The 24,664-nt window shown below is 65.9% G+C and carries 25 protein-coding genes; 14 read left to right on the top strand and 11 right to left on the bottom strand.

What is annotated here, in order from left to right; genetic code table 11:
• Positions 1-2: 2 nt before the first annotated feature.
• Positions 3-1,457, bottom strand: a complete 1,455-nt coding sequence (locus FCF25_RS15855; protein WP_137047330.1) for an NAD(P)/FAD-dependent oxidoreductase — start codon at positions 1,455-1,457, stop codon at positions 3-5.
• A gap of 125 nt (positions 1,458-1,582) precedes the next feature.
• Between FCF25_RS15855 and FCF25_RS03425 the strand changes: the two genes are divergently transcribed.
• The 3 genes from FCF25_RS03425 to carB all read left to right on the top strand — a co-directional run bounded on the left by FCF25_RS03425 (position 1,583) and on the right by carB (position 6,150).
• Positions 1,583-2,014 carry a hypothetical protein gene (locus FCF25_RS03425; RefSeq protein WP_137047329.1) on the top strand — a complete coding sequence of 144 codons (432 nt, stop codon included), beginning with the start codon at positions 1,583-1,585 and terminating at the stop codon, positions 2,012-2,014.
• Positions 2,015-2,055: 41 nt separating this feature from the next.
• A complete protein-coding gene (locus FCF25_RS03420; RefSeq protein ID WP_117594772.1) occupies positions 2,056-2,592 on the top strand; it encodes a DUF5815 family protein in 537 nt (178 codons plus the stop codon).
• Positions 2,593-2,937: 345 nt separating this feature from the next.
• Positions 2,938-6,150, top strand: coding sequence for a carbamoyl-phosphate synthase large subunit (gene carB, locus FCF25_RS03415; protein WP_137047328.1), 3,213 nt, complete (start codon positions 2,938-2,940; stop codon positions 6,148-6,150).
• A 222-nt stretch (positions 6,151-6,372) separates the two neighbouring features.
• Here carB and FCF25_RS03410 read toward each other — a convergent pair whose 3' ends face one another.
• Positions 6,373-7,245 carry an NAD(+)/NADH kinase gene (locus FCF25_RS03410; protein WP_117594770.1) on the bottom strand — a complete coding sequence of 291 codons (873 nt, stop codon included), beginning with the start codon at positions 7,243-7,245 and terminating at the stop codon, positions 6,373-6,375.
• 148 nt (positions 7,246-7,393) lie between these two features.
• Here FCF25_RS03410 and FCF25_RS03405 point away from each other — a divergent pair, with 148 nt between their 5' ends.
• The 3 genes from FCF25_RS03405 to FCF25_RS03395 all read left to right on the top strand — a co-directional run bounded on the left by FCF25_RS03405 (position 7,394) and on the right by FCF25_RS03395 (position 9,270).
• A complete protein-coding gene (locus FCF25_RS03405) occupies positions 7,394-8,581 on the top strand; it encodes a KaiC domain-containing protein (protein ID WP_137047327.1) in 1,188 nt (395 codons plus the stop codon).
• A gap of 85 nt (positions 8,582-8,666) precedes the next feature.
• Positions 8,667-8,906, top strand: a complete 240-nt coding sequence (locus FCF25_RS03400; protein WP_117594768.1) for an amphi-Trp domain-containing protein — start codon at positions 8,667-8,669, stop codon at positions 8,904-8,906.
• Between the two features lies 1 nt (position 8,907).
• Entirely contained in the window at positions 8,908-9,270 is a 363-nt protein-coding gene (locus FCF25_RS03395; RefSeq protein WP_117594767.1) for a hypothetical protein, read from the top strand.
• Positions 9,271-9,353: 83 nt separating this feature from the next.
• On the opposite strand, the gene FCF25_RS15490 is transcribed toward FCF25_RS03395, so the two are convergent.
• The 4 genes from FCF25_RS15490 to FCF25_RS03380 all read right to left on the bottom strand — a co-directional run bounded on the left by FCF25_RS15490 (position 9,354) and on the right by FCF25_RS03380 (position 12,850).
• Positions 9,354-9,530 carry a hypothetical protein gene (locus tag FCF25_RS15490; RefSeq protein ID WP_168191197.1) on the bottom strand — a complete coding sequence of 59 codons (177 nt, stop codon included), beginning with the start codon at positions 9,528-9,530 and terminating at the stop codon, positions 9,354-9,356.
• 97 nt (positions 9,531-9,627) lie between these two features.
• Positions 9,628-10,263: a nitroreductase family protein gene (locus FCF25_RS03390; protein WP_117594766.1), complete on the bottom strand. Its 636-nt coding sequence runs from the start codon at positions 10,261-10,263 to the stop codon at positions 9,628-9,630.
• Positions 10,264-10,363: 100 nt separating this feature from the next.
• Positions 10,364-10,783 carry a universal stress protein gene (locus FCF25_RS03385; RefSeq protein WP_117594765.1) on the bottom strand — a complete coding sequence of 140 codons (420 nt, stop codon included), beginning with the start codon at positions 10,781-10,783 and terminating at the stop codon, positions 10,364-10,366.
• A gap of 141 nt (positions 10,784-10,924) precedes the next feature.
• The gene (locus FCF25_RS03380) at positions 10,925-12,850 is read right to left on the bottom strand and encodes an ATP-binding protein (RefSeq protein WP_137047326.1); all 1,926 of its coding nucleotides are present in this window, start codon (positions 12,848-12,850) and stop codon (positions 10,925-10,927) included.
• Positions 12,851-12,954: 104 nt separating this feature from the next.
• Between FCF25_RS03380 and FCF25_RS03375 the strand changes: the two genes are divergently transcribed.
• Positions 12,955-13,296, top strand: a complete 342-nt coding sequence (locus FCF25_RS03375; RefSeq protein ID WP_117594763.1) for a hypothetical protein — start codon at positions 12,955-12,957, stop codon at positions 13,294-13,296.
• 15 nt (positions 13,297-13,311) lie between these two features.
• Here FCF25_RS03375 and FCF25_RS03370 read toward each other — a convergent pair whose 3' ends face one another.
• The 4 genes from FCF25_RS03370 to FCF25_RS03355 all read right to left on the bottom strand — a co-directional run bounded on the left by FCF25_RS03370 (position 13,312) and on the right by FCF25_RS03355 (position 16,138).
• The gene (locus FCF25_RS03370) at positions 13,312-14,568 is read right to left on the bottom strand and encodes a DNA double-strand break repair nuclease NurA (RefSeq protein WP_117594762.1); all 1,257 of its coding nucleotides are present in this window, start codon (positions 14,566-14,568) and stop codon (positions 13,312-13,314) included.
• A 188-nt stretch (positions 14,569-14,756) separates the two neighbouring features.
• A complete protein-coding gene (locus tag FCF25_RS03365; protein WP_198665718.1) occupies positions 14,757-15,062 on the bottom strand; it encodes a hypothetical protein in 306 nt (101 codons plus the stop codon).
• 141 nt (positions 15,063-15,203) lie between these two features.
• Positions 15,204-15,650 (bottom strand): hypothetical protein, encoded by a 447-nt coding sequence (locus tag FCF25_RS03360; protein ID WP_137047325.1) that lies wholly within the window; start codon positions 15,648-15,650, stop codon positions 15,204-15,206.
• 23 nt (positions 15,651-15,673) lie between these two features.
• Positions 15,674-16,138 (bottom strand): DUF2240 family protein, encoded by a 465-nt coding sequence (locus FCF25_RS03355; RefSeq protein WP_137047324.1) that lies wholly within the window; start codon positions 16,136-16,138, stop codon positions 15,674-15,676.
• A gap of 145 nt (positions 16,139-16,283) precedes the next feature.
• On the opposite strand from FCF25_RS03355, the gene FCF25_RS03350 reads away from it, so the two are divergent.
• Positions 16,284-16,661: a 30S ribosomal protein S8e gene (locus FCF25_RS03350; protein WP_117594760.1), complete on the top strand. Its 378-nt coding sequence runs from the start codon at positions 16,284-16,286 to the stop codon at positions 16,659-16,661.
• A gap of 389 nt (positions 16,662-17,050) precedes the next feature.
• Here the strand turns inward: FCF25_RS03350 and FCF25_RS03345 are convergent, their stop codons facing one another.
• Positions 17,051-18,052: a phosphate uptake regulator PhoU gene (locus tag FCF25_RS03345; protein ID WP_117594759.1), complete on the bottom strand. Its 1,002-nt coding sequence runs from the start codon at positions 18,050-18,052 to the stop codon at positions 17,051-17,053.
• Between the two features lie 334 nt (positions 18,053-18,386).
• Here FCF25_RS03345 and FCF25_RS03340 point away from each other — a divergent pair, with 334 nt between their 5' ends.
• The 6 genes from FCF25_RS03340 to phoU (FCF25_RS03315) all read left to right on the top strand — a co-directional run bounded on the left by FCF25_RS03340 (position 18,387) and on the right by phoU (FCF25_RS03315) (position 24,650).
• Positions 18,387-19,418 carry a PstS family phosphate ABC transporter substrate-binding protein gene (locus FCF25_RS03340; protein WP_137047323.1) on the top strand — a complete coding sequence of 344 codons (1,032 nt, stop codon included), beginning with the start codon at positions 18,387-18,389 and terminating at the stop codon, positions 19,416-19,418.
• Between the two features lie 99 nt (positions 19,419-19,517).
• Positions 19,518-20,438, top strand: coding sequence for a phosphate ABC transporter permease subunit PstC (pstC, locus tag FCF25_RS03335; protein WP_137047322.1), 921 nt, complete (start codon positions 19,518-19,520; stop codon positions 20,436-20,438).
• Positions 20,439-20,478: 40 nt separating this feature from the next.
• Positions 20,479-22,104, top strand: a complete 1,626-nt coding sequence (gene pstA, locus FCF25_RS03330; RefSeq protein WP_117594756.1) for a phosphate ABC transporter permease PstA — start codon at positions 20,479-20,481, stop codon at positions 22,102-22,104.
• 3 nt (positions 22,105-22,107) lie between these two features.
• Positions 22,108-22,986: a phosphate ABC transporter ATP-binding protein PstB gene (gene pstB / locus FCF25_RS03325; RefSeq protein ID WP_137047321.1), complete on the top strand. Its 879-nt coding sequence runs from the start codon at positions 22,108-22,110 to the stop codon at positions 22,984-22,986.
• A 6-nt stretch (positions 22,987-22,992) separates the two neighbouring features.
• Positions 22,993-23,658 (top strand): phosphate signaling complex protein PhoU, encoded by a 666-nt coding sequence (gene phoU, locus FCF25_RS03320; protein ID WP_117594754.1) that lies wholly within the window; start codon positions 22,993-22,995, stop codon positions 23,656-23,658.
• 320 nt (positions 23,659-23,978) lie between these two features.
• Entirely contained in the window at positions 23,979-24,650 is a 672-nt protein-coding gene (gene phoU / locus FCF25_RS03315; protein ID WP_117594753.1) for a phosphate signaling complex protein PhoU, read from the top strand.
• Positions 24,651-24,664: the final 14 nt, after the last annotated feature.

The following is a 24,664-nucleotide window of genomic DNA, read 5'->3' as shown; positions in this document are numbered from 1 at the left end:
ACTCAGTCGACCCGCCCCTTCTCGTCGATTCGGTCGGCGCACTCGTAGCCCGCGACGATGCCGCCGTTGAGGCTCCGTTCGGGGTACTGCGCGGCGCTGGCCATCCCCGCGTAGTAGACGCCCTCGCCGATGTCGTCGCTCAGGTCGTAGGGGACGACCATGTCGCGGTAGCCGCGCTCGTAGACGGGCGCGGCGCGGGGGTTGCGCGCGAGACGGAACTCGCTGACGAGGCGGCGGTGGAAGTTCGGGAACATCGTCTCCAACTCCGAGAGCCACGTCTCCTCGACCTCCTCGTCGGACATCTGCCAGAGCTCCTCCTCGTAATCTTGGATGTAGCTGGCGATGTACAGCAGATGGTCGCCGCCGTAGCGCTCCGGCGGGACGAAGTTCGTGTGCTCGATGAGCGCGCCGAACGGTGCGTCGTGGGCGACGTTGAGCCAGTAGGTGTCGGTGAGTTGCTCGTCCATCGTCACGACGGCACAGACTGCCCCCTGGAAGTCGATGTCGCACTGGTAGCCGGTGAGCCCCTCCAAGACGTTCGGCATCGTCGCGCAGACGACGGCGTCGGTCTCGTACGTCGTCGCGTCCGTGACGGCCGACTCGGCGGCTGCACTCGCGACACCGCCGTCCGTCGCTTCCGCCGCCTCAGCGACGTCCGACGACTCGGCGTCCCCTTCGACCGCTCCGTCCCCCTCGACCGCTCCGTCCCCCTCGACCGCTCCGTCCCCCTCGACGGTTATCGACTCCACGCCGTCGTCGCCCGTCTCCAGTTCCGTCACGCGGGCGTTCGTGACGATGTTCTCGCGGCCGACGGCGTCGACGAGCGCGTCGACGAAGGGGGCGAACCCGCCCTGGAAGTAGCCGAGAATCTCGCCGCGCAGCAGGTCGCGCTCGCCGCGGAACTTGACGCGGCCGAGCAGCCAGGCCGCGCTCACGTCGTCTTTCCGACTGCCGAACTTCGCGTCGAGCAGCGGTTCGAAGAAGTTGTCGTAGACGCCCTGGGTCGTGTGGTCGACGATGAACTCCTTCAGCGGGACGTGTTCGAAGTCTTCGAGGTTCTCATAGGTGTCGAACTTCGGTCGGCCCCCGCGTACGTCGATCTCCTGGGTGAGCATCGTGAGGCGGAACTTGTCGTAGACGCTCAGATGCGGGAAGGCGAGAATCTCCCAGGGGGTGTCCATCGGGTACACCGCGCCGTTGAAGTAGTAGCCGTTCTTGCCGATGAGCCACTCCAGTTCGTCGCCGACGCCGAGCTCCTCGGCGAGTTCGACGATGGTCTCCTCGGACTTCGAGAGGTGGTGGTAGAACTTCTCTATCGGGTCGCCCCTCGTCTCGTAGACGGCCGCGAGACCGCCGACCTGGTCGCTGGCCTCGAAGACGCGCACGTCGTGACCGTGCTGTTGGAGGCGATACGCGCAGGCGAGTCCGGCGATGCCGCCGCCGACGACGCTTATCATACCCTGTACTGCGGCGTATCGAGGTAAGTCGCTTGTGGCTGGTTCGAGTCGGTAGGCGGAGGGTATCACCGACAACGGTGCGATGACCACCGAGCTATTTGCCCCTCTCGAACGTAACACCTCCCATGGCAGACCGACCAGACGTCGACGTAGACGTCGAAGTGGAAGTGGAAGTCGACCGGCAGGAGCTCGAGATCGAGGTGGGCGAAACCCGCAGCGCCGAGGCCGAACTGGAAGTCGACGGCGTCTCCATCGAGGTGGAACTCGAGATAGAGGGCGTCGAATCCGAAGCGGGAGGCGAGGAGGACGCCGAACTGAGCGAGTTCGAGGAGTCGACCGACGACGTCGCCCCCGGCGGCGTCGCCGCGGCGAGCGAGAGCGAGAGCGACCTCGAAGGCGCGGAGTCGGAAGCGAGCGACGACGAGGACGACGAGGAAGAGGACGCCGAATCAGAGGACGAAGAGGACGACGAGGAAGAAGACGAAGGAGAAGGCGAAAAAGACGACGACGAGGAAGAGGACGAAGAAGAAGGCGAAAAAGACGACGACGAGGAGTAAACAAACGCGCTTTTTAACCCTTCGAGACTGCAATCGGAGGTATGGCACAACCGCGCGTCCCCGGAGGCGGGGGCGACGAACTCGAACTCCCCTGCGGCGAGACAAAGCGCGTCAGAGACCTCGACTTGGGGCTGCGCGAGTTCGACTGCGCGTGCGGCGAGACGCACGCCGTCGTCACCGACTCCCACCCCCCCGAGCGGTTTCTCCCCGAGTTCCTCGTCGAGGTGCTGCGCGAGGCCGTCGAGACGACCAGCGAGGAGATGCCGGAGTTCGGCACGCCGCACCTGATGGGTATCGTCCTCGAAGAGTTCCCCCGCCGCGTCGTCGGCGAGGACGTGAGCGAGGACCAGCAGGTGGGCTACGCGATGGTGTGGGTCACCGACTTCGACTCGCGCCGCCTCCACGAGATAATCGTCGAACTCGTCGTCGAACTGATGGAACACGCGGTCAGCCACGCCGAAGACGACGCCGCGCTCTCGCAGTTCGAGACGGAGATGCTGCAGTTCGACGTGAGCGAGTTCGTCGAGCAGTACCGCGCCGAACGGGATTTCTCGTCGGACGACGTGTACGCGCAGTGAACGCCCGGTTCGACGCGTAGCCGGGTCGAGACGCGCCGAGTGAGAACCGGACGTCAACAGTTATCCGACCGGACACAGTACCGAAGAGTGGCTTCTTTCGTCGCGTTTCGAAAGTGGAAGCCGAAGCGACGTGCCCCCACACGCCGCTTCTGCCGCGTCTCAGGCCGCGTGAGGCGGTGGCTTCCGTCCGAACGACATACTCGGTCGGTGGTAACTCCTGCGATTCCGAAACTGTGCCCCAGCTGACGGTCGGCCGTCGCGCCGGTGCTGCGAAATTCGAAAAGAGGTTACGCATATCGCACTGTTTCGCCGGGCTTATTACGATGTACGAACTTCCCTGGAACGATGACCGACGAGGAACCCTCGACAGACCAGCAGGCGACGTCCGACGACCGGACCATCCTGCTCATCGGCAGCGGCCCCATCCAGATCGGACAGGCGGCGGAGTTCGACTACTCTGGCGCGCAAGCGTGCCGGGCGCTTCGAGAGGAAGGGGCGCGAGTCGTCCTCGTCAACTCGAATCCGGCGACCATCATGACCGACCCGGAGATGGCCGACCGCGTCTACATCGAACCGATCACGACCGAGGCCATCTCGGAGATAATCGAGAAGGAACGGCCCGACGGCGTCATCGCCGGACTCGGCGGGCAAACGGGACTAAACGTCACCGCCGAACTCGCCGAGGAGGGCGTCCTGGAGGAGTACGACGTCGAAATCATGGGAACGCCGCTGGACACCATCTACGCGACGGAGGACCGCGACCTGTTCCGCCAACGGATGGAGAAGATCGGCCAACCGATGCCGAAATCGACGACTATCTCGCTCGACGAGGGCGAGAAAGTGGCGAACATCACCGAAGCGGACCTCGAAGAGCGCGTCGACGCCGCCGTCGACGAGGTCGGCGGCCTGCCCGTCATCGCGCGCACGACGTACACCCTCGGCGGATCGGGGTCGGGCGTCGTCGACGAGATGGAGGAACTAATCGAACGCGTCCGCAAGGGGCTTCGCCTCTCGCGCAACAGCGAGGTGCTCATCACCGAGTCCATCGCGGGCTGGGTCGAACTGGAGTACGAGGTGATGCGCGACGCCGACGACTCCTGTATCATCATCTGCAACATGGAGAACCTCGACCCGATGGGCATCCACACCGGCGAGTCAGTCGTCGTGACGCCCTCGCAGGTGATTCCCGACGAGGGACACCAGGAGATGCGCGACGCCGCGCTCGAAGTGATCCGCGAGCTCGGGATTCAGGGCGGTTGTAACATCCAGTTCGCCTGGCACGACGACGGCACCCCCGGCGGCGAGTACCGCGTGGTGGAAGTGAACCCGCGCGTCTCGCGCTCCTCGGCGCTGGCGTCGAAGGCGACGGGTTACCCCATCGCCCGCGTGACGGCGAAAGTCGCCCTCGGCAAGCGTCTCCACGAGATAGAGAACGAGATCACCGGCGAGACGACCGCCGCGTTCGAGCCGGCGATCGACTACGTCGTCACGAAGGTGCCGCGCTGGCCCAAGGACAAGTTCGAAGACGTCGACTTCACGCTCGGGACGGCGATGAAGTCGACCGGCGAGGCGATGGCCATCGGCCGGACGTTCGAGGAGTCACTTCTGAAGGCGCTTCGCTCCTCGGAGTACGAACCCGCCGTCGACTGGGCCGACGTGGCGGACGAGGAACTCGAAACGGAGTACCTCGAAAAGCCGTCGCCCGACCGTCCGTACGCCATGTTCGAGGCGTTCGAGCGCGGCTACAGCGTCGCCGACGTCGCGGAACTAACGGGCATCGAGTCGTGGTACGTCGAGCGCTACGGCCGCGTCGTCGAATCGACCGTCGCCGCCGCGGAGGGCGACTTCTCCGCGGCCGCCTCGGCGGGACTGACGAACGTAGACGTCGCCGCGACGGCGGGCGTCGGCGTCGAGGAGGTCGAGATGAGCGTCCCCGACCGCTCGTTCAAGCAGGTCGACACCTGCGCCGGCGAGTTCGAGGCGTCGACGCCGTACTACTACTCGGCGCGGCAGCCCGAGTTCCTCAACGGCGACCCCCTCGACGAGGTCCGCGTCGACCGCGACGCGACGAGCGTCGTCGTCGTCGGCGGCGGCCCCATCCGCATCGGGCAGGGCGTCGAGTTCGACTACTGCGCGGTGCACGCGGTCCGCGCGCTCCGCGAGCAGGGGATAGACGCCCACGTCGTCAACAACAACCCCGAGACGGTCTCCACCGATTACGACACCTCCGACGGCCTGTTCTTCGAGCCGATAACCGCCGAGGAGGTCGCCGACGTCGTCGAGGCGACGGGCGCCGACGGCGTGATGGTGCAGTTCGGCGGGCAGACCTCGGTGAACGTCGGCGAACCGCTGGAGGCGGAACTCGCGCGGAGAGGTCTCGACTGCGAGATTCTCGGCACCACCGTCGAGGCGATGGACCTCGCGGAGGACCGTGACCGGTTCAACGCGCTGATGGAAGAGATGGGCGTCGCCCAACCGCGCGGCGGGACGGCGACGACCGAAGAAGAAGCGCTGGAACTCGCGGGCGACATCGGCTACCCCGTGCTCGTCCGCCCGAGCTACGTCCTCGGCGGCCGCGCGATGCGCGTCGTCGACGACGACGACGAACTGGAGGCCTACATCCAGGAAGCCGTCCGCGTCAGCCCCGACAAACCCATCCTCGTCGACGAGTTCCTCGACGGCGCGGTCGAACTCGACGTCGACGCCGTTTCGGACGGCGAGGACGTGATAATCGGCGGCGTGATGGAGCACGTCGAGTCCGCGGGGGTCCACTCTGGCGACTCCGCCTGCGTCATCCCGCCGCAGTCGCTCGACGCCGAGACGATGGGGCGCGTCCGCGAGGTCACCGAAGACATCGCCCGCGCGCTGGAGACGGTCGGTCTGCTGAACGTCCAGTTGGCGGTGAAGGACGGCGAAGTGTACGTCCTCGAAGCGAACCCGCGCTCCTCGCGGACGGTACCGTTCGTCTCGAAGGCCGCGGGCGTCCCCATCGCCAAGCTCGCGGCGAAAGTGATGGCGGGCGCGTCGCTCGCGGAACTCAGTGTGGAAGAACAGATTCCCGAGCACGCGAGCGTCAAGGAGGTCGTCCTGCCGTTCGACCGCCTCCCGGGGAGCGACCCGCGCCTCGGCCCGGAGATGAAGTCGACGGGCGAAGTGATGGGGACCGCCCGCTCGTTCGGCAAGGCGTACGGGAAGGCGCAGTCTGCGGCCGGGTCGCCGATTCCCGAGGGCGGGACGGCTGTCGTCTCGTTCCTCGGCGACTCGTTCCCCGCGCCGGAGAGCGAGGAGGCCGAAGAGCTCCGCGAAGAGCTCTCGACCGTCTATGACGTCGGCGAGTTCGACGACGTGACCGCGGCGCTTCGCAAGGGCGACGTGGACCTCGTCGTCTCCGACGACCGCGACCTACTGGAGACCTGCGTCTCCGAGGAAGTGCCGTACTTCTCGACGGCGGCGAGTACGAAGGCGGCGCTGACGGCGCTGGACGTCCGCGACGAGCCGCTCGACGTGATGGCCGTCTCGGACCGCCCGCGCCGGACGGCCGAGTGGGGTCGTGACTGAACGCGCGCCTCGACGCCGTCCCCCTCGCGACAGCGTTCGCCGAGCGGACTGTCCGCCGTCCGTGTAAAAGTCGTTATCCAGTCCGAACGCGTAGATGCAGCACAGGGCGGACCGTTGCACGGGGATCGGTGACCTGGTCACCTACGAATCGCGTGCCCGCAGCGGTCCGTCCTGCCTTTTCGTCGGAGCATCGACCGAGAGCGCGGCGGCAGTCGCGTCGACTCAGTCCAGTTTGTTGAGCGCCTCGAAGAAGTCCGAGGACGGGCCGGCGATTCTGAGCGGCGTCTCCGCTCGGCGAATCTCGACTTCCGTCGGCGGCGAGACGGGGTAGGAGTGTTTACCGTCGCTGACGACGACGGCGTCGTCGGCCGTCTCGTCGTCACTCGCGGGACGTTCGTCGGTCTCGTCCCGTCGGCCGACGGCGGTCACCGTCACGGTCACCGTGGCGTCGGGGGCGACGAGAAGCGGCGGCATCCCCTCGTCGGGACACATCTCGTTGACGACGAGGCCGCCGACGCTCGGGTGGACGAGCGGGCCGCGCTCGCTCAGGTTGTACGCCGTGCTCCCCGTCGGCGTCGACACGAGGAGTCCGTCGGCGTGACCGCTGGTGTACAGCGAACCGTCGATTCTCACTTCGAGGTCGACGCCGCCGCCGCGGCCTCGACGGCCGCCCTGAACGACGATCTCGTTCGTCGCCGGGTCGCTTCGCCAGCCGTCGCCGACGGCGACGAGTCGGGGGACGACGCGGACGCGCTGGTCGCCCTCGCGGACGGCGGCGACCTCCGCGAGCACCGCGTCGACGGCGTCGTCGGGGCCGACGGCGTTCAGAAAGCCGACCTCGCCGAGGTTGACGCCGAGAATCGGCGTGCCGTCGGCGCCGCTGGCCGCGAAGAGGAACGTTCCGTCGCCGCCGATGCTGACGATGAGGTCGCAGTCGCCGAGCGCCTCGACCGGGCGACCGTCGAGGCCGAGCAACCGGCCGGTCGCTTCGTCGAGGGTCACGGAGGCGTCTACGGCCGAGAGTTGCTCTCGAAGTTCTTCAGCGAGCGTGGTCGCTCTGGTGTTTCCCTTCTGAGCGACGATGCCGACGTTCATGGAACGGCTTCGCCCGCGGCCGTCAAAAGCGCACCGTACGGGCAACATTGATAGCGGCGGCATCCGAGAGACGGACGATGAGTAGTCGACCGCCAGGGGGGAGTCGCCGCGCCGGACCCGACCGTGGTCCACGCGCGACGGAGAGACGATGAGCGAGGACGACGACGACTGGTTCGAGCAGGCGCTCCGCGACGGAGAGGACGGGAGTGACGGAGAGGGGAGTGACGGAGAGGGGGGACGTGACGAAGACGTGAGACGCGACGAGGACGAGAGACGCGACGAAGACGGAGGACGCGACGAAGATGGAGGACGCGACGAGGACGAGAGACGCGACGAAGACGACGAGGGCGCGGGCGTCGAGACGGAGAGCGGCGAGGACTCCGACCGGCCGGCCGCCTCCGAGACGCCCGACGGTGAAACCTTCGGTTTCGGAGGCTTCGGAGGCGGAGAGTCCGGTTTCGGTGGTTCCTCGGGAGGCGACGAGGACCTCGGTTTCGGAGAGGGGTTCGATAGCGCCGACGGCGACGACTTCGGCTTCGGCGGGTTCGACGACGACCCGCGCGACGAGGAGTTCGGCTTCGGCGGCGGCAACGACGCCTTCGGTGGCGAGGAGTTCGACGAAGAGGCGCTCGACTCCAGTATCGAGCGGGTCAGAATCGGCATCGACGGCCTCGACGAGATGATTCTCGGCGGCGTCCCGAAGCGGTCGCTCATGGTCGCTATCGGCAGCGCCGGGACCGGGAAGACGACGTTCGGCCTCCAGTTCCTCGACGAGGCGCTTCGCGACGACGGGCGAGCGGTGTTCATCACGCTCGAACAGAGTCGCGAGGCGGTGTTGTCGACGGCCGAAGAGAAGGGGTGGCCGTTCCGACGTTACGTCGAGGAGGACCGACTGGCAGTCGTCGAACTCGACCCCGTCGAGATGGCGAACAGTTTGGCGAGCATTCGCAACGACCTGCCCGAACTCGTCGAGGAGTTCGGCGCGGACAGACTCGTTCTCGACTCGGTGTCGCTTCTGGAGATGATGTACGACCACCCCTCGAAGCGCCGAAGCGAGGTGTTCGACTTCGCTCGCTCGCTCAAGGAAGTCGGCGTGACGACGATGCTCACCTCCGAGGCGAAGGAGGACAGCCCCTACACCTCCAAACACGGTATCGTCGAGTATCTCACCGACGCGGTGTTCGTCCTGCAGTACGTCCGCCCGTCGAACTTCCGCGAGACGCGACTGGCTATCGAGATTCAGAAGATACGCGACGCCAACCACTCCCGAGAGACGAAACCGTACGAGATCACCCAGAACGGTATCAGCGTCTACCGACAGGCGAACATCTTCTGAGGAACGTGTTCGGACGGAAGAGTTTCGTCAGAAATTGACAGTCGCCCGACTTTTATCTCCTTTTGCGTTGTACGGAGAGACACCTATGGCCGACAAAACAGAGAGTAAGCAGGAGCGAACAGGGCCAGAGTTCGCGGCCTATCTGCGGAAACTGGCCGACGGGTTCGAATCGGGCGAAGAGGTCCGACTGACCGTCGGGAACAAAGAGGTGACCGTTCACCCGCCGGAGTCGTTCGACACCGAAGTGTCGGTGGTCGAGCGGTCCTCGGCGCTTCGGGGGAACAAGGAGACGGTCGAACTCACCGCAGAGTGGAGGGTGAAGTGAGATGGCGCTCGTCGACAGCGTTCTCATCGTGCTCGTCAACCTGCTCGTCGGGGGGCTCGGTCTCTACCTCGGGGTGAGACTGCTCATCGACAAGCAGGCGAGTTTCGCCTACGCCGTCGTGACGGCGGCTATCGGCGCGCTCGTCTGGGGACTCGTCAGCTTCTTCCTCGGCTGGCTCCCCATAATCGGGCCCGTACTGACGCTACTCGCGTGGGTCGGCGTCATCAACTGGCGTTACCCCGGCGGCTGGGGCAGCGCGGCCGCCATCGGCGTCGTCGCGTGGGTGGCTTCCGTCGCGGTGCTGTACGCGCTCGGTATCTTCGGAATCGTCGAACTCACCGCACTGGGCATCCCCGGCGCCTGAAGCGTCGGAGCGAACGGTCGGCCCCGTTTTCGTGGACCTCCCATCTCCGTGACCGGAGCCGCAGGTTTCGGAGCCGTTGCGACTCACGGCTTCCCGTGGCCGGTGTCTACCGTCTCGGCCACTTCTTCCGCAGTGAGAACCCAGGTGACCGCGGCAGCGACGCCGCCGACGGCAGCACCGAAGGCGCCGAAGAACAGGCCCCCGACCACGAACCCGACCGTCAGCGCCATCAGCACGAAAACGGGGTGGCTCGGCTTCACGGGTCGGTGTACAGTTGCGCTCCGAATGAATCTTTCCGGCGCGGGCGTCCGGTACGCCGCGAGAGGGCCACGAAGACGGGGCGAACCGCCGACTCGTCTACGGCGAGAACGTCTCGTAGTGGACGATTTCGTCGACCGACCGACGCAGTTTCCGCTCGTTCTCGACGTCGTCGGCGTCGTCAGGCGCGTAGCCGAGCGTCACCAGCATCACGGGTTCGTACTCGTCGTCGATGTCGAACGTCTCGACGAGCGCGTCGGCGTCGAACCCTTCGAGCGGACAGGAGGCGACGCCGTGGTTCCACGCCGCGTACATCAGCGACATCGCCACGAGCGACGTGCTCCGCGTCGTCCAGACGCGGCGCTCGGACTCGGGCATCTCGGCCATCCCTTCGACGTTCGCGCGAACCGCGTCGCGGACGTCCTCGTTCGGCAGGTAGCCTTTCTCCAACCAGTCGTCGAGTACTCGGTCGGCGTGCGCCTCGGGGTCTTTCGACCCGAGGACGACGACGCTCGCCGCGGCGTCGCCGACGTGTTCCTGCCCGCCGGCGACCTCCTGCAGTTTCGCCTTCGACGCCTCGTCGCGGAGAACGAGGAACTCCCACGGCTGGAGGTTGTACCCCGAGGGGGCGTAGCGAGCCTGCTCGAATATCGCTTCGAGCGTCTCGTCGTCGATGTCTTCGTCGGTGTACTCGTGCACGGAGCGGCGCGTCTCGATGACTTCTCTGAACTCCATCGTTCCAAGGTCGGAGCGAGAGCCCACTAAACCGGACGGTGTCCCTCGGATATTCCGGTATCTGCGTGACACGTTCGTCGGGGACGGCCGTCGTCGCCGGCTATCTGACGACGGTCACTGGCACCGGCGACTCGCGGACGACGGCCTCGGTGACGCTCCCGAGCAGTATCCGCGAGACGCCGGTTCGACCGTGGCTCCCCATCACCACGTGGTCGAACTCTCCGTCCTCGACGGCGTCGAGGATCGCTCGCGTCGGGCGTCCGACATCCGTGCGCGTCCGCACCGACTGCTCGACGATCGACGCCGCGTCCGCCAAGAGCGACGCCGACCGCTCCTTCTCGCTCTCGTACCACTCCTCGGCGCCGCTCGGAATCCCGGCGCTCGGGTTGCCTCCCGCGCCCGCCGGGTTGATGACGTGGAGTATCGTTACCTCCGCGTCGGGCCACTCCTCGGCGACGAACGAGAGCGCCGCCGTCGACTGCGGCGACCCGTCGACCGGAACGAGGATGCGTTTTGTCATACCTCGATATAGGTTCCGCTCCGAGTAAAATACGTTCCGGTGGGCGCAGAGCGCCGTCGAAGTACTCCCGGAGTAGCTGGACGAACTCCGGACGGACGAGCCTCGGGAGGCAGCGAGACGGAACCGGGGCGAAGCAGCCGGTTAGCGCCCGTGTCTCGTCAGGCACTTCGACAGCCCGATGAGTTCGACGGGCTCGGAGTTGTCCGGCGAGTAGACGACCATCTGGCCCTTCTCCATGTACGGCACCTTGCTTTCGAGGTTCGGTGGGATGTTCACCGACTTGATGGCGTCCTCGTCGCCGAGGTTCAACACGAGTTTCGTGTTTATCTGCTTGAACACCGAGTCGGCGACGTCCTGGGGGTCCTGCGTGATGAGAAACAGCCCGAGACGCTCCTTTCGGCCCTGTTTGGCCGCCTCGGTGAACTTTCCGATGACGTTTCTGGCCTGCACGCTGTCGGCGTCGGCGAGGAAGTTGTGCGCCTCGTCCATCCCCAGTACGACCGGCGTCTCGTCGATGCGGTCGTACTCGGGGTCGTTCGAGAGCTTCTCGTCGATGAGCAGACTCGACACCGCGAGGACGACCATCTCCGCCGCGCGGCTGTTGGAGACGTGGTACGTCGGTACGACCGTGAGCCCGCCGGGTCTGACGAGCTGGTGGACCAACTCGGTGATGGGTTTGGCGTCGCCGTCGAACACGTCGTTGGCCGCTTTGGTCCGCGTCTTCCGCTTGACCGCGTCGAACGTCGCTTCGTGGACGTGGCCCGACTCGTCGAGCTCCTCGCGCAGCGCCGGGTCGTCGAGGAACGACTGGAACCCCTTGTACGTCCCGGACGGGTTCTGCCGGAAGTAGCGGTCGAGTAACAGCGTGAGCGCGTTGTACTGGTTGTCGTTGAGCGCCGCGCCCGCGACGAGCCACGGCCAGCGCCGCACCATCGAGAACGGGATGGTGAAGCGGACGCGTTCGGCGCGGTGGCCCTCGCCGGGGTAGGAGGCGTCGCCGACCTGCGGGACGAACGCGAGCGTGTCGTCGTGGCCGCCGTAGGCGACGCCCTCGCGTTCGAGGCGGCGGGCGAACTCGCTATCCAATTCCGGGTTGTCGTCGTGCATCTGCGCGTACTCGTCCTGCGGGTCGAACTGAACGACCGCGGGCCGGGCCGTCCGACCGTCGCCCATCTCGTAGGTTCGCTCTTCGGCGAGGTACTGTCGAAGCACGTTCTTCGAGGCGTGGGTCTTCCCCGACCCCGTCCCGCCGGCGACGAGCGTGTGCCGGAAGACGAGCGGGTCGCCCTCGCTGTAATCGTCCTTCACCCGGTAGTCGATGGTCGGCGGGTCGGCGGCGGTGCGGACCTTCTCGCCGCCGACCGAGAGGTGGCCCAAGAAGACGCCGTCGCCCGGAATCTTCAGTCCCGTCTTTATCTCGTCGGCGTCGGTCGCCTCCGTCACCGTCGCGCCGGGTTTGGGCACGCGGTCGGTCATCCGGCGTTTCAGTTCGCCGCCGTCTTCCCGCTGGCTCTGCCCGCTCGAACGGTCCGAGGAGCTGCGCTCCTCGCTATCTTCGTAGAGGACCGCGACGGGGTCGAGCGCCGCGACGAACTTGTAGTCGCGTTCGGGGAACTCGGTCCGGCGCATCGCGCGGCGGGCGTGAATCTCCGTCGCGTCGTCGGCCTGGAACTCCTGTGCGTACTCCAGCCCGGTGATTCGGCAGAACAGCGTCTCGTCGTCCGGGTAGGGGACGAGCAGGTACTTACCGAGGCGGACGGTGTCGCGGTTGCCGGTCGTGACGAACGCGCGGAGGGCGGTGTCGCGCTCGTCTTCGGCGACGCAGAGCCCCTGCGACACCGAGAGCGCGCCGATACCGCGGTCGGCAGTGGCCGGTTCAACGTCGAGGCGGTCGAACGACTCCTCGGCGGAGTCGGTCCCGTCCGACACGGAACCGCCGCTCCCGTCGTCGAGTCCGCCGGCGTCGGCGTCGGAGGCGCCCGCGTCGGAGGCGTCGGTCCGCGACTCGGCGGACGAGTCGCCGTCGTCGTCGGGGTCGAAGTCGGTGAAGTCACCGAGGTTAGACATATCTCGGGACACGACGGCCCCCTTGATGGACCTTTCCCTCCGGCGGACGACTCGGTGGGAGCGTTCGGACTACCGCTTTTTACGCTCGCGCACGTACGTCGGGTATGCTTCTGGTTCGCGGTTCGGGCGGCGGGACGGCGCTCACCGGCACGGTTTTCGAGCGCGGCGAGACCGCGCCGTCGTTCAAGGGCGCGCCCGACGAGGACGCGCCGTACGTCTGGGTCTGCGACGAGTTCTACGAGGTCGAAAGCGGCGGTTCGCCGACCGAGATCGACGGCGAGACGATTCGCGTCGCCTTCGAGTCGCCGATGCCCCGCGGATTCGACACGCGAGACCAGGCGCTGGCGGCGGCGAAGGAACACATCCGGACGCAGTTCGCGCGCGTCGGCGTCGCCGAAGGCGACGTGACGATAGCAGTCGAGAAGGCAGAGCCCGGTCGTCGGTGAGTACTCCACCCGCCCTCAGAACAGCCCTCCCCAGCGGATACCGTCGTAGGTGCGGACGTACTCGGTGCCGACGTCTTCGGCCAACTTCCGCCGGAGCGACGCCTTCTCGTGGGCGCTGATTCGGGCGAGCTCGTCGGCCTTCGTGACCGCGGGCGGCGGGCCGCGGGCCCCGGCGACGTCGTGGAGAATCTGTCGCGCGAGTCTCGCGCGGCGTTCGGCGTCGCGGGTGAACGCGTACGGCGCTTCGACTTTGTAGAGCACGCCGTGTCGCGGGTCGTAGAGGACGAAGAACGTCACCTCGTACAGTTCCGGATCGAGCTTCCGTTCGACGCCGAGAGCGTCGCCGTCGGCCGCGAGCGTCCGGTCGGAACCGCCCCGGGAGACGAACCACGAGGTGAACGTGAGGTCGTCGGTCAGGCGCGTCGTCTCCCCTGCGGCGTCCGGCCGGGTTCGCCGCTCTAACAGCCGGGAGAACAGCGCCGTATCGTCGGCCCAGGGCGCGTCGACGCCTTTCGTCTGCAGCGTCCGAGTGACGAGCTTCGAGATCGGGTTCTTGACGAAGCCGACCAGCGGCACGTCGCGCTCGACGAACCGCTCGACGAGTCGAACGTAGTTCTCCACGATGTGGCGCGGTTTCGCCTCCTCGGCGAGTTCGCGGAGTTCGGCGTCCCGGTCCCGCCAGTTGAACAGCTCCTTCGGGTAGATGGGACCGTCGAGAATCAGGAGGTCGGAGACGTCGTCGGCGTGCCGGAGCGCGTGCTCGCTCTCGGCGAGGTACAGCGACAGCGCGTGGACGACGCCCTCTGCGTACCGGTTCACGTTGGGCGCTTGGAGCACCCGGAGGCGACTGTACGCCTCGTCGTGGGTCTGCCACTCGGTGCCGAGTTTCGCGTAACGGTCGTTCGTGTGCGTCGTGAGGACGATGCTGCGCGAGCGATGCAGGTCGAGGTCCGAGGGGACGCTCGCCATCGCGGCGTGCGCCATGTCGAGAACCAACCCGTTCTCGAACGTGGTCGGGTTGATCGTCCCCGAGTCGAGGCCGTGAACCGTCTCGAACGGCCGGTCGGTGAGGGCGACGTCGTCGACGTCGGCGGCGCGCAGCGACTGCTCGCCGAGCGGTTCGACGACCGTCCGGCCGTCGTACCGCAGCGGGTCCAACCACTCGTCCCACACCGTCCGCGCGAGGTCCGTGTGGTCGCCGTCGTCGACGTTCTCCGCGAGTTCGCGGGCGAGCGCCGCGATGCCGTCGACGTGGACGGGGTCGAGGGTCATACCCCCGACTGGGTGCTTCATCCGATAAAAAGCCACGCGGTCGCTCGTCGACGGTCGGGCGGAGTGGCAGCCAGTCGCAGCGACGGCGGCGAGAGTTGCGCGGCGTTGCGGGGGTTCGGAGGATTCGGAGGGTTCGAGCGTTTCGAGCGTTTCGAGCGCTTCGCGGTCCGTCTCGGTCGGTGAGCGCCTCAGTCGGCGTTCTGCGGGGCCGAACGCGGCGACGGCGACTCGGAACCGATATCGAACTGGTCGCTGTACGGGTGCGGCGAGCGCAACAGGGCGATGAGACTCCACATGACGCCGGTCAGAAGCGACCCGACCGCCGAGAGCGTCATGCCGAGCGTGAAGAACGTGGTTCCATAGACGATGCCGATAGTGGCGGAGGGGAGCGTCGTCCCGAGCGGGACGTTCGCCATCGAGTCGCGCAGCGTCGGCACGAGGACGATGAGCGAAAAGACGCTGCCAGCCAAGAAGATGAGGTCTTGCCACATCATCGGTTCAACACTCCTGCGGGGTTTTCGGAGGAAATCTTACTCATCGAATAGAAGCAGACGACTGCCTTTGAAAAGACTTACTCATTGTTGAGTAAATACAATCGTGACGGTTCGATTTGTCAGCGAGTGTCGTGGTCGGCCTCAGTCGTCGCGGGCGAGAACCGCCTCGAACACCGGGAGAATCCACTTGACCTGCGCGCCGTCTTCGACGAACGCGAGCGTTCGCGGGGGTCGAACCGCCTTCGGTCGGACGCGGAGGTTCTCCGTTTCGGCGGCTTCGGCCGCCGTCGTCGGTTCGACGAGGAACTCCACGCGTGCGCGGTCGGACTGGACGTACACCTCGGCGAGTCGGAACCGGTTCTCGTCGGCGGCGCTGTCGGCGCTGTCGGCGCTGTCGGCGTCCGCGTCGGCAGCGTACGACTCAGTGTCAACGGCGTCGACGGCGTAGGCGAACGCGCCGTCGACCGTCGCTTCGACGTCCGGGTCGGCGTCGACGACGCGAAGTCGCGCGGAGGAGCCGCCGCCTTCGAGTTCGGAGGCCAGTAGCTGTGCGATGCGCTTCCCGTCGATGGGTCGGTCGTCGGCCATGCGGGGAGAAGGCGCGTCTCGGGTTACTCGGCTTCGGTTTCGGTCAGGTCGGCCCGGACGGCGCCGGCGACGTCGTCGACGTCGACGCCCTCGCTGCGGGCGGTGAGTACCGCTGCGGTCTCGAGCGTCACGCCGAGGCGGTGCTGGCGCTCGTTGGCCGTCGCGACCGCGCGCTGCTTGTCGACGCCGGCGGCGACCATCGCGTCGAGGATGCGCTCGAACGTCGACTGCTCGCGGAGGATGGACTCGTCGGGAACGAACTCGCGCGGGATTTCCACGTCGTCGGGGTCGAACGCGGGGACGAGGTCGCCGCTGTCCTCGTCGCGGTCGAGTAGGCCGCGGCCGACCGCCACGTCGACGAGGCGTTTCGCCTGGTCCGGCGAGAACCAGCCGCGGTCCAGCGACAGCACGACGACGAACTCGCCCTCGCCGAGGCGTTCGCTCCCGCGCTGGCGAAACGGGACGGCCGTCGCGGTCTGCAGACTCATGAGCGAGACCACGGCGGCGGCGGTCACTAAAGTTTGCTACTCGCGGCGCGTTCGAGAGTGCTCCGCGCGAACCGGCGCGTGCGTCGTCTGAGTCCGGCGATGCAAGTTCGAGCGATTCAAGTAGTTGCTGGCAGTTCTTCGGGGTATGAAGGACCAAGGACGCTCCCAGCGGAAGCGAACCGGCGGTCGCCTCCGACCGTCCAGCAACAAGAAGCGCTACCAGCTCGGTCGTGAACCGGCCGAGACCACCGTCGGCGAACCCCGATTCCGGACCATCGACTCCCGGGGCAGCAACACGAAGACCCGCGCGCTGGCGACGAACGTCGCGCAGGTCGCCCAGGGCGGCGAGGTCGGCCAAGCCGACATCGAGAACGTCGTCGACAACCCCTCGAACGTCAACTACGCGCGCCGAAACATCATCACGAAAGGCGCAATCATCGACACCTCCGCCGGTCGCGCACGCGTGACCTCCCGTCCGGGCCAGACCGGACAGGTCAACGCCGTGCTCGTCGACGAGGAATAGAACGCCCACCTTTTACGCTGCGGGCTGCCTCCGGCAGCCCTCGGTAAAAGCTGGACCAAAAGCACTCCTCCTTCGCTCCACTTCGTTCCGCTCAGTCGTCGGCCCGCTCGCTCACGCCGGGAGAGCGAAGCTCTCCCGAGCTCTCGTTCGCCTCCGGCTCACGAGAACTCCGTTCGCTCGCGGAACGATGAGTCGGCGATAACCAACTTCGGCTACTGTAGACGAGCAGTTCTACCACGAGCGAGGGCGTAGCCCGAGCGAGTGGGCCGAGGAGAGAACGGAAGCCGCGAAGCGGCTGGAGTGAACGACGAGCGCTTTTGGTCCAGCTTTTACCGAGCGGACGGCGAAGCCGTCCGCGCAGCGTAAAAGGTGGGCGTCAAAAGGTGGCGTTACGGCGTGGGCGCGGCCTTCTGTAGCGCCGTCTCGGCGATGTTGCCGCCGTAGTCGGCGCTGCGCGAGAGCGAGTCGACGATAAGGCCGAGCATCTGGGCGCGGACGGGGTCGAGGTCGCGGAGCAGTTCGTCGATGGTGCGCGCGTGCTCGTCGATCTCTTGAACGGACTCGCGGGCCTCGTTGGCGACTTCGGTCGCTTCGACGCTGTCGTCCGAGAAGAGGGCGTCCATCCCCGCGTCGACGACGGTGGTCGCGTCCTCGTGCAGTTCCCAGAGCGCGTCGAGCACGTCGTCCTGAACCGGTTCCTCGATGTTGAGCGTCAGATGCGCGATCTTCGTCGCGTGGTCGGCGATGCGTTCGAGCTGCCGGGCGGAGGAGTGGTAGTCGAAACAGACCTCCCGCGGGAGCCCCAGTTCTTCGGCGGCTTTCGGCGTCCGAAGCGTCGCGCGGAAGATGCGCGAGACGACCATGTAGAGGCGGTCGACGTCGTCGTCGCGTTGGATGACGTCTTGCGCCATATCCATGTCGAGTTCGGCGAGCGCGCTCACCGCGTCTTCGAGCATCGACAGCGCGATGAGTCGCATCCGGGTGACGGCGTTGTGAATCGAGAGCTCCGAGGAGTCCAGCAGGTCGCGGATGACGATGCGGTCGCGGGTCTCCTCTAACACTTCGAGGCCGACGAGCCCCTGCGTCGCTTCCCGGACGGTCCGCCGCTGGTCGTTCGTGATGCGGCCGCTCTCGAGGGCGATGACGTCGAAGCCGCTGACGTACATCGTCATCACCGCGCGGACGAGTTCCTGGCCCTCCAACTTCGAGATGTCGAGCGTGCCCTCGGTCCGTTCCTCCTCGGTCCGTGGCGTCAAGAACAGCGAGTCCCCCTCCGGGTAGAACTCGACTTCGCTTCCGGCGCTGACGCCGTTTTCGGTCGCCCACTCTTTCGGAATCGATACCGTGTACGTCGACCCGCCCGTCACCTGCACCTTTCGCGTCTCGACCATGAGAGAAGGTGGGGCATCGCCATAATAAATCTACTCCTTATCTATATATTGTAGTGGCAAGATACAGCGAGATACCTATCTTCGACGACCAGTGTCGGACCGGTCTCTTTCCGGCCTCCTCCGGAAAGCGTCCGTTACGAGACGTTCCCGAGGTACTGTTTTCGATTAACGGAGAAAAGAAGGATTTAAGCAGGGATTGTCGGCGGTATCCGTTTGAACCGACGACGCGTGGGTGCGCCTCGTACACCGATTGCGGTGGATAGTAATTCACGTACATAACGCTATATAGCTGTCATAGCAGGGTACTTATGTCTCACTCGGCCATGAACGATTGATGACGCAACAGACGTCGGGCGAGAGGGGCGGCGTATCACGGCGTAAGTTCCTCGTCGGTGCAGGAACGGCTGGGGTAGTCGGCGTCGCCGGCTGTACCACAAATCCCGGTGCAAGTTCTGGCGGTTCCAACGGGAACGGGAGCTCCGGAGACGGCTCCGGGGGCGGCGGCTCCGGTGACCTCTCCGGCGAGGTCATCATCAAAGGTAGCAGTACGGTTTATCCGGTCTCCGAGGCGATGGCCGAGGAGTTCATGAAGGAACACGACGTGAACGTCTCGGTCGACTCGACCGGCAGCGGTGGCGGCTTCGAGAACCACTTCTGCCCCGGAAACGCCGACATCAACGGCGCGTCGCGTCCGATAAAGGAGACCGAAGTCCAGAGCTGCGGCGACAACGGCGTCGAGCCCGTCGAGTTCCAGGTCGCCAGTGACGCGCTGACGGTCGCCGTCAACAACGACGCCGACTGGGTCGACTGCCTGAGTTTCGAGCAGCTCTCGCAGATCTGGCGTCCGGACGGCGCGCAGAAGTGGAGCGACATCAACTCCGACTGGCCCGACGAGGAGTTCGAGCTCTACGGGCCGGCCTCGTCGTCCGGGACGTTCGACTGGTTCATCGACAACGTCATCCAAGACGCTGACACGATACGCGACGACTACGAACCCACCGAGAACGACAACCGCATCATCCAGGGTATCCAGGGCTCGGAGTACGCGATGGGCTTCTTCGGATACGCCTACTACGAGGAGAACCGGGACAACGTCAAGGCGGTCAAGATAAAGGAGAGTGAGGACGGCAGTTGCACGGAGCCGAGCATCGAGAACGCCAAGATCGGCGACTACCCGATGGCGCGGCCCCTGTTCATCTACGCGGCGCAGTCCTCACTCGAGGAGAAAGAACAGGTCTACGCGTTCACGGAGTACTACCTCGAACAGGCCGAGACGGACCTCGTCAGTCGGATCGGGTACGTTCCCTCCAGCGCGGAGCTACGCGACGAGAACCTGAGCAAGCTCGAACAGTACAGCGGCGAGTAAGTCGGGTCGGAGAGACCCCGATTTCAGCGGATAGACACGTACACACGACCGAAAACGAATCATGCCGCTTTTCAAGATGCACGACACAGTCACCACAAGATGAGCCAGGAAAGTAACACACCCGACTTCGTCGGTCGTTCGGGGATCCGCTCTGCGCGGGAGCAGAGCATCAAGTGGCTGTTGTTCGGTTGTGCCGCACTGTCGGTGGCGGTCACGGCCGCCATCGTCGCGACGCTCCTGTTCGACGCCGTGGACTTCTTCCTCGCCGTATCACCGCTGGACTTCTTCCTCGGTACGTCGTGGAGTCCGACGATACAGCAGGAGTTCGGCGTTCTCCCGCTCGTCGCCGGAACCCTGTTCGTGACCGCGCTCTCGGCGCTCATCGCCATCCCGGTCGGCGTCGCGTCGGCGACGTATCTGAGCGAGTACGCCAGCACCAAGACGCGGTCGGTGATCAAGCCGGCCCTCGAAATCCTGGCCGGAATCCCGACGGTCGTCTACGGGTACTTCGCCCTGGTTTATCTCACGCCCGCGCTCGAGTGGCTCGGGCTCCCACTGAGCACGTTCAACGCGCTCAGCGCCTCCATCATGATCGGCATCATGATCGTCCCGATGGTGTCGAGTCTGAGCGAGGACGCGATGAGCGCCGTCCCCGACTCGCTCCGGCAGGCCGGGTACGGGATGGGCGCGACGAAACTGGAGGTGTCGACCGGTGTCGTCATTCCGGCGGCGGCGTCCGGCATCTTCTCGTCGTTCATCCTCGCGCTCTCGCGGGCCATCGGCGAGACGATGATCGTCGTCGTCGCCGCCGGGATGCGCCCTCGGCTCGTCCCGAGCCCGTTCGAGTCGCTCGAGGTGATGACCGCCGCGATGGTCCAGCTCGTGACGACGGACATCGCGGGCGGGTCGACCGCCTACAAGGCGATGTTCGCCATCGGAATCACGCTGTTCACTATCACGTTCGCAATGAATCTCGCCAGTACGTTCGTCGCGTCGCGGTACCGGGAGGAGTACCAATGAGTCGCCGAACCGCCGGCGCGTCGATGGAGGGGTGCCGCTGATGGCGGCCGAGACCGAGGGAGCGACCGGCGACTGGTTCGGCGACGCCGAACGAATCAGCCGTCTCCCGGGGAAAGTGTTCGCGGCGGCCTGCCTGTCGGCGACGCTGTTCGGCATCGTGATGGTCGCCGGACTGCTCGTCTACGTGACGAAGGACGCGATTCGGCCGTTCACCGCGAACCCGGGGTGGTTCCTCGTGTTCTTCCTGACGTTCGTCCTCCCGTCGACGGCGTTGCTCGGCTACTTCAGGCGGCGCGGCGACGGCGAGGCGACCGTCGCGCTGACCGCACTCGGCGTCCCGCTGTTCGGCTCGCTACTCGGTAGCGGCGTGTTGCTGCTGTTCATCGACGTGCTCAGCATCGTCGAGTGGCTGGCGTTCGTCGTCGCCGCCGTCGTCACCGGGGGCGTCCTTCTCGGTCACAGGCGGGCCCGAACGAGAGCGTCGTTCCTCGAAGAGGCGGTCGTCGCCGTCGTCGCGCTCTTCGTACTCGCGCCGGTGACGTTCGAGTTCGTCGCCACCTTCCCGACCGTTCCGCAAGCGTGGCTCATCTACCTGCTCACGTTCGGTCTCGGCGGAGCGGTCGTCGGTGGGCTGATCGTCGCCCGGCGGCGAAACGACCAGCGCGCCGGCCTCGTCGCCGGGGGCGCGCTACTGGCGACGGTCACCGCCGGCGTGTTCATCGACCCCTCGACCGGAATCACACCGCCGGTGTGGGTCATCCTCTTCACGTTCGCGGGGGTGCCGACGGCGCTGTACGTCGAGGGCGTCGTCCGCCGTCGGGACCACCGTCCCGTCGGCCTCGCGTTCCCGCTGGTCGCCATCGCCGGGATACTCCTCGGTGCGGTACTGGTCGAGATGCTCGGATTCGCCGGGCCGGAAGCGTGGCTCGATCTCCAGTTCCTCACCAGCGCGAACTCGCGGTTCCCCGAGGAGGCGGGCATCTACCCGGCGCTCATCGGGTCGGTGATGATGATGGTCGTCGTCGCCGTTTCGTCGTTCCCCATCGGCGTCGGCGCGGCGCTGTACCTCGAAGAGTACGCGCCGAGCGACGGCCCACTCGGCGTCGTCGTGAAGTTCATCGAGATAAACATCGCGAACCTCGCGGGCGTCCCGTCGGTCGTCTACGGGTTGCTGGGGTTGGCGCTGTTCGTCAACTGGCTCAACTTCGCCAGCGGTATCGTCGTCGTCGGCGGGATGACCGTCGGACTGCTCATCCTGCCCATCATCATCATCTCGGCGCAGGAGGCGATCCGAGCGGTTCCGGGGTCGCTCAGACAGGCGTCCTACGGGATGGGTGCGACCCGCTGGCAGACGATTCGTCGGGTCGTCCTTCCCGAGGCGCTGCCGGGCATCCTCACGGGGAGTATCCTCGCGTTCGGTCGCGCCATCGGGGAGACGGCACCGCTTCTGATGATCGGTGCCGCCGCGTCGGTGTTCCAACCACCGGGCGGCTTCTTCGACATCTTCAGCGCGATGCCGCGTCAGATCTACGCCTGGGTCGGTCAGCCGTCCCAGGAGTTCCAGTACGGCGTGATGGCGGCGGGCGTCGTCACGCTTCTCGTCGTCATGTTGTCTATGAACGCCGCAGCGATACTTATCCGCAACAAATATGAGCGGAGGTCGTGAACAATGAGTAAGGATACTATGACTACGTCCGAACAAGACACCGAGAGCGGCAGTAGCGTCGAATCGCAAACGTCGCCGCGTCCCGGTTCGGGGGTAGTCGACAGCACCGAGCAGAACCGTTCCCAGCGCGCCGAGACGGTCGTCTCGTCCAAGGACCTCGACGTGTTCTACGGCGACACGCAGGCGCTACAGAGCATCGACATCGAAATCCCGAAGCGACAGGTGACCGCGATGATCGGTCCGTCCGGCTGCGGGAAGTCGACGTTCCTCCGGTGTATCAACCGGATGAACGACCTCATCGAATCCTGTCGTATCGACGGCGAGCTGCGGTTCGAGGGCAAGAACGTCTACGACGACGACGTCGACCCCGTCGCGCTTCGCCGCCGTATCGGGATGGTGTTCCAGTCGCCGAACCCGTTCCCGAAGAGCATCTACGAGAACGTCGCTTACGGCCTCAAGATACAGGGCAAGACCGAGAACTTGGACGAGAAGGTCGAGAACGCCCTCAAGTCGGCGGCGCTGTGGGACGAGGTAAAGGACCGCCTCGACGAGTCCGGTCTCGACCTCTCGGGCGGTCAACAGCAGCGACTCTGCATCGCCCGCGCCATCGCCGTCGACCCCGACGTCATCCTGATGGACGAGCCGGCCTCGGCGCTCGACCCGGTCGCCACCTCGCAGGTCGAAGACCTCATCGCCGACCTCGCGGAGGACTACACCGTCGTCATCGTCACACACAACATGCAGCAGGCGGCGCGCATCTCCGACAAGACCGCGGTGTTCCTCACCGGCGGCGAACTCGTCGAGTTCGGCGACACTCAGCGGATATTCGAGAACCCGGACAGTCAGCGCGTCGAAGATTACATCACCGGCAAGTTCGGGTAACCGACCGTGCCGCGCGAGCAGTTCCAGCGCGAACTCGACGACCTGCGCGACGAGGTGCTCACCATGGGTGAGGCCGTCGTCTCCCGCCTTCGAAAGGCGCTTTCGGCGCTCGAAGCCCGCGACTCCGAGAGAGCGCGATCGCTCGCGGAGCGTGACCACGAGATCAACGAGTGGTATCTCCGACTCGAGAGCCGCTGTGTCGACCTCCTCGCGCTCCAGCAACCCGTCGCGGGCGATCTCCGTCTCGTCGTCGCTTCGTTCAAGATCATCACCGACCTCGAACGCATCGCCGACCTGGTGACGAACATCTGCGGGTACCACCTCTCGCGGGAGCGCGAACTGTTCCCGGAGGTGAATCTCCAGGACCTCGGAGACATCGCCGCGGAGATGGTCGAGGACGCACTGGCGGCGTACGCAGGCGCCGACGCCGACGCCTGTTACGCGGTCGCCGACCGCGACGACGAACTCGACGGCCTCTGCGAACGCGTCGGCGAACTCGTCGTCCGCGACCTCGTCGAATCCGCTCCCGACGACCGAAGCGGGTCGCTGTTCGGCGAAGTGAACCGATTCCTGCTCACGGTCCGCGACATCGAGCGCGTCGGCGACCACGCGGTCAACATCGCCGCGCGCACGCTCTACATGGTCGAAAGCGACGACGCGCTCATCTACTAAACCTCGACCTTCGTACTGCGTCGGGTGTGTTCGCTCCGTCTGCGGGCGACCTACGAGTCGCCCGCACGGCCTGCGAGACCTCCGGTCTCGCTTCGCTCACACACCGCGCCTTGCAAAAAGCTCGGCCAGAAAGGGCCGCTCGCTCACTCGCGCCGCTCGTTCGCTCACGGTACGAGGGTCCGAACACTCACCGCTCGTCCACTCATCGCTCGTCCACCCACCGCTCGGTCCCCGCAGAACCGCCCACGGTCGAAACAAACGGGCCGCGGTGACCGACTCAGGCACAACATACATTACACCGACCGACGCATGTCGGAGGTATGCCGCGAAACGAATACCAATCTCAACTCGAATCTCTCCGCGAGGACGTTCTCTACATGAGCGAAGTGGTCAGCGAACGCCTGCGGATGGGGATGGACGCGCTCGAACAGAAGGACGAACAGCTCGCCGAGGAGATCATCGAGGGCGACGCCGAGATAAACCGGATGTACCTCGACCTCGAACAGCAGTGTATCGACCTCATCGCCCTCCAACAGCCGGTCGCTGGCGACCTCCGCTTCATCGCGGCGTCGTTCAAAATCATCACCGACCTCGAACGCATCGCCGACCTGGCGACGAACCTCGGCGGCTACGCCAAGAGCGCCGAGCGCGACGTGTTCCCGGATGTCGACATCCAACGGATCGGCGACCTCACGCTGGAGATGCTCAGCGCGGCGATGGACGCGTACGACCGCGACGACCCCGACGCCTGTTACGACATCGCCGACCGAGACGACGACCTCGACGCGATGTGCGAGGCCGCGAGCGAAATCGTCGTCCGCGACCTCATCGAAGCCGACACCACCGACAGCGGAAACATCGAGAGTCGGATGCAGGACGTCTCTCGGCTCCTGCTCACGGTCCGCGACCTCGAACGCGTCGGCGACCACACGGTCAACATCGCCGCGCGCACGCTCTACATGATCGAAAACGACGACGCGCTCATCTACTAGAACCTTTTACACTG

This window comes from Haloprofundus sp. MHR1, from assembly GCF_005155585.1.
GTDB classification, from domain to species: Archaea; Halobacteriota; Halobacteria; order Halobacteriales; family Haloferacaceae; genus Haloprofundus; species Haloprofundus halophilus.
The sequence above is the reverse complement of the archived record's forward strand: the minus strand, read 5'-3'. Positions and strand labels throughout refer to the sequence as shown.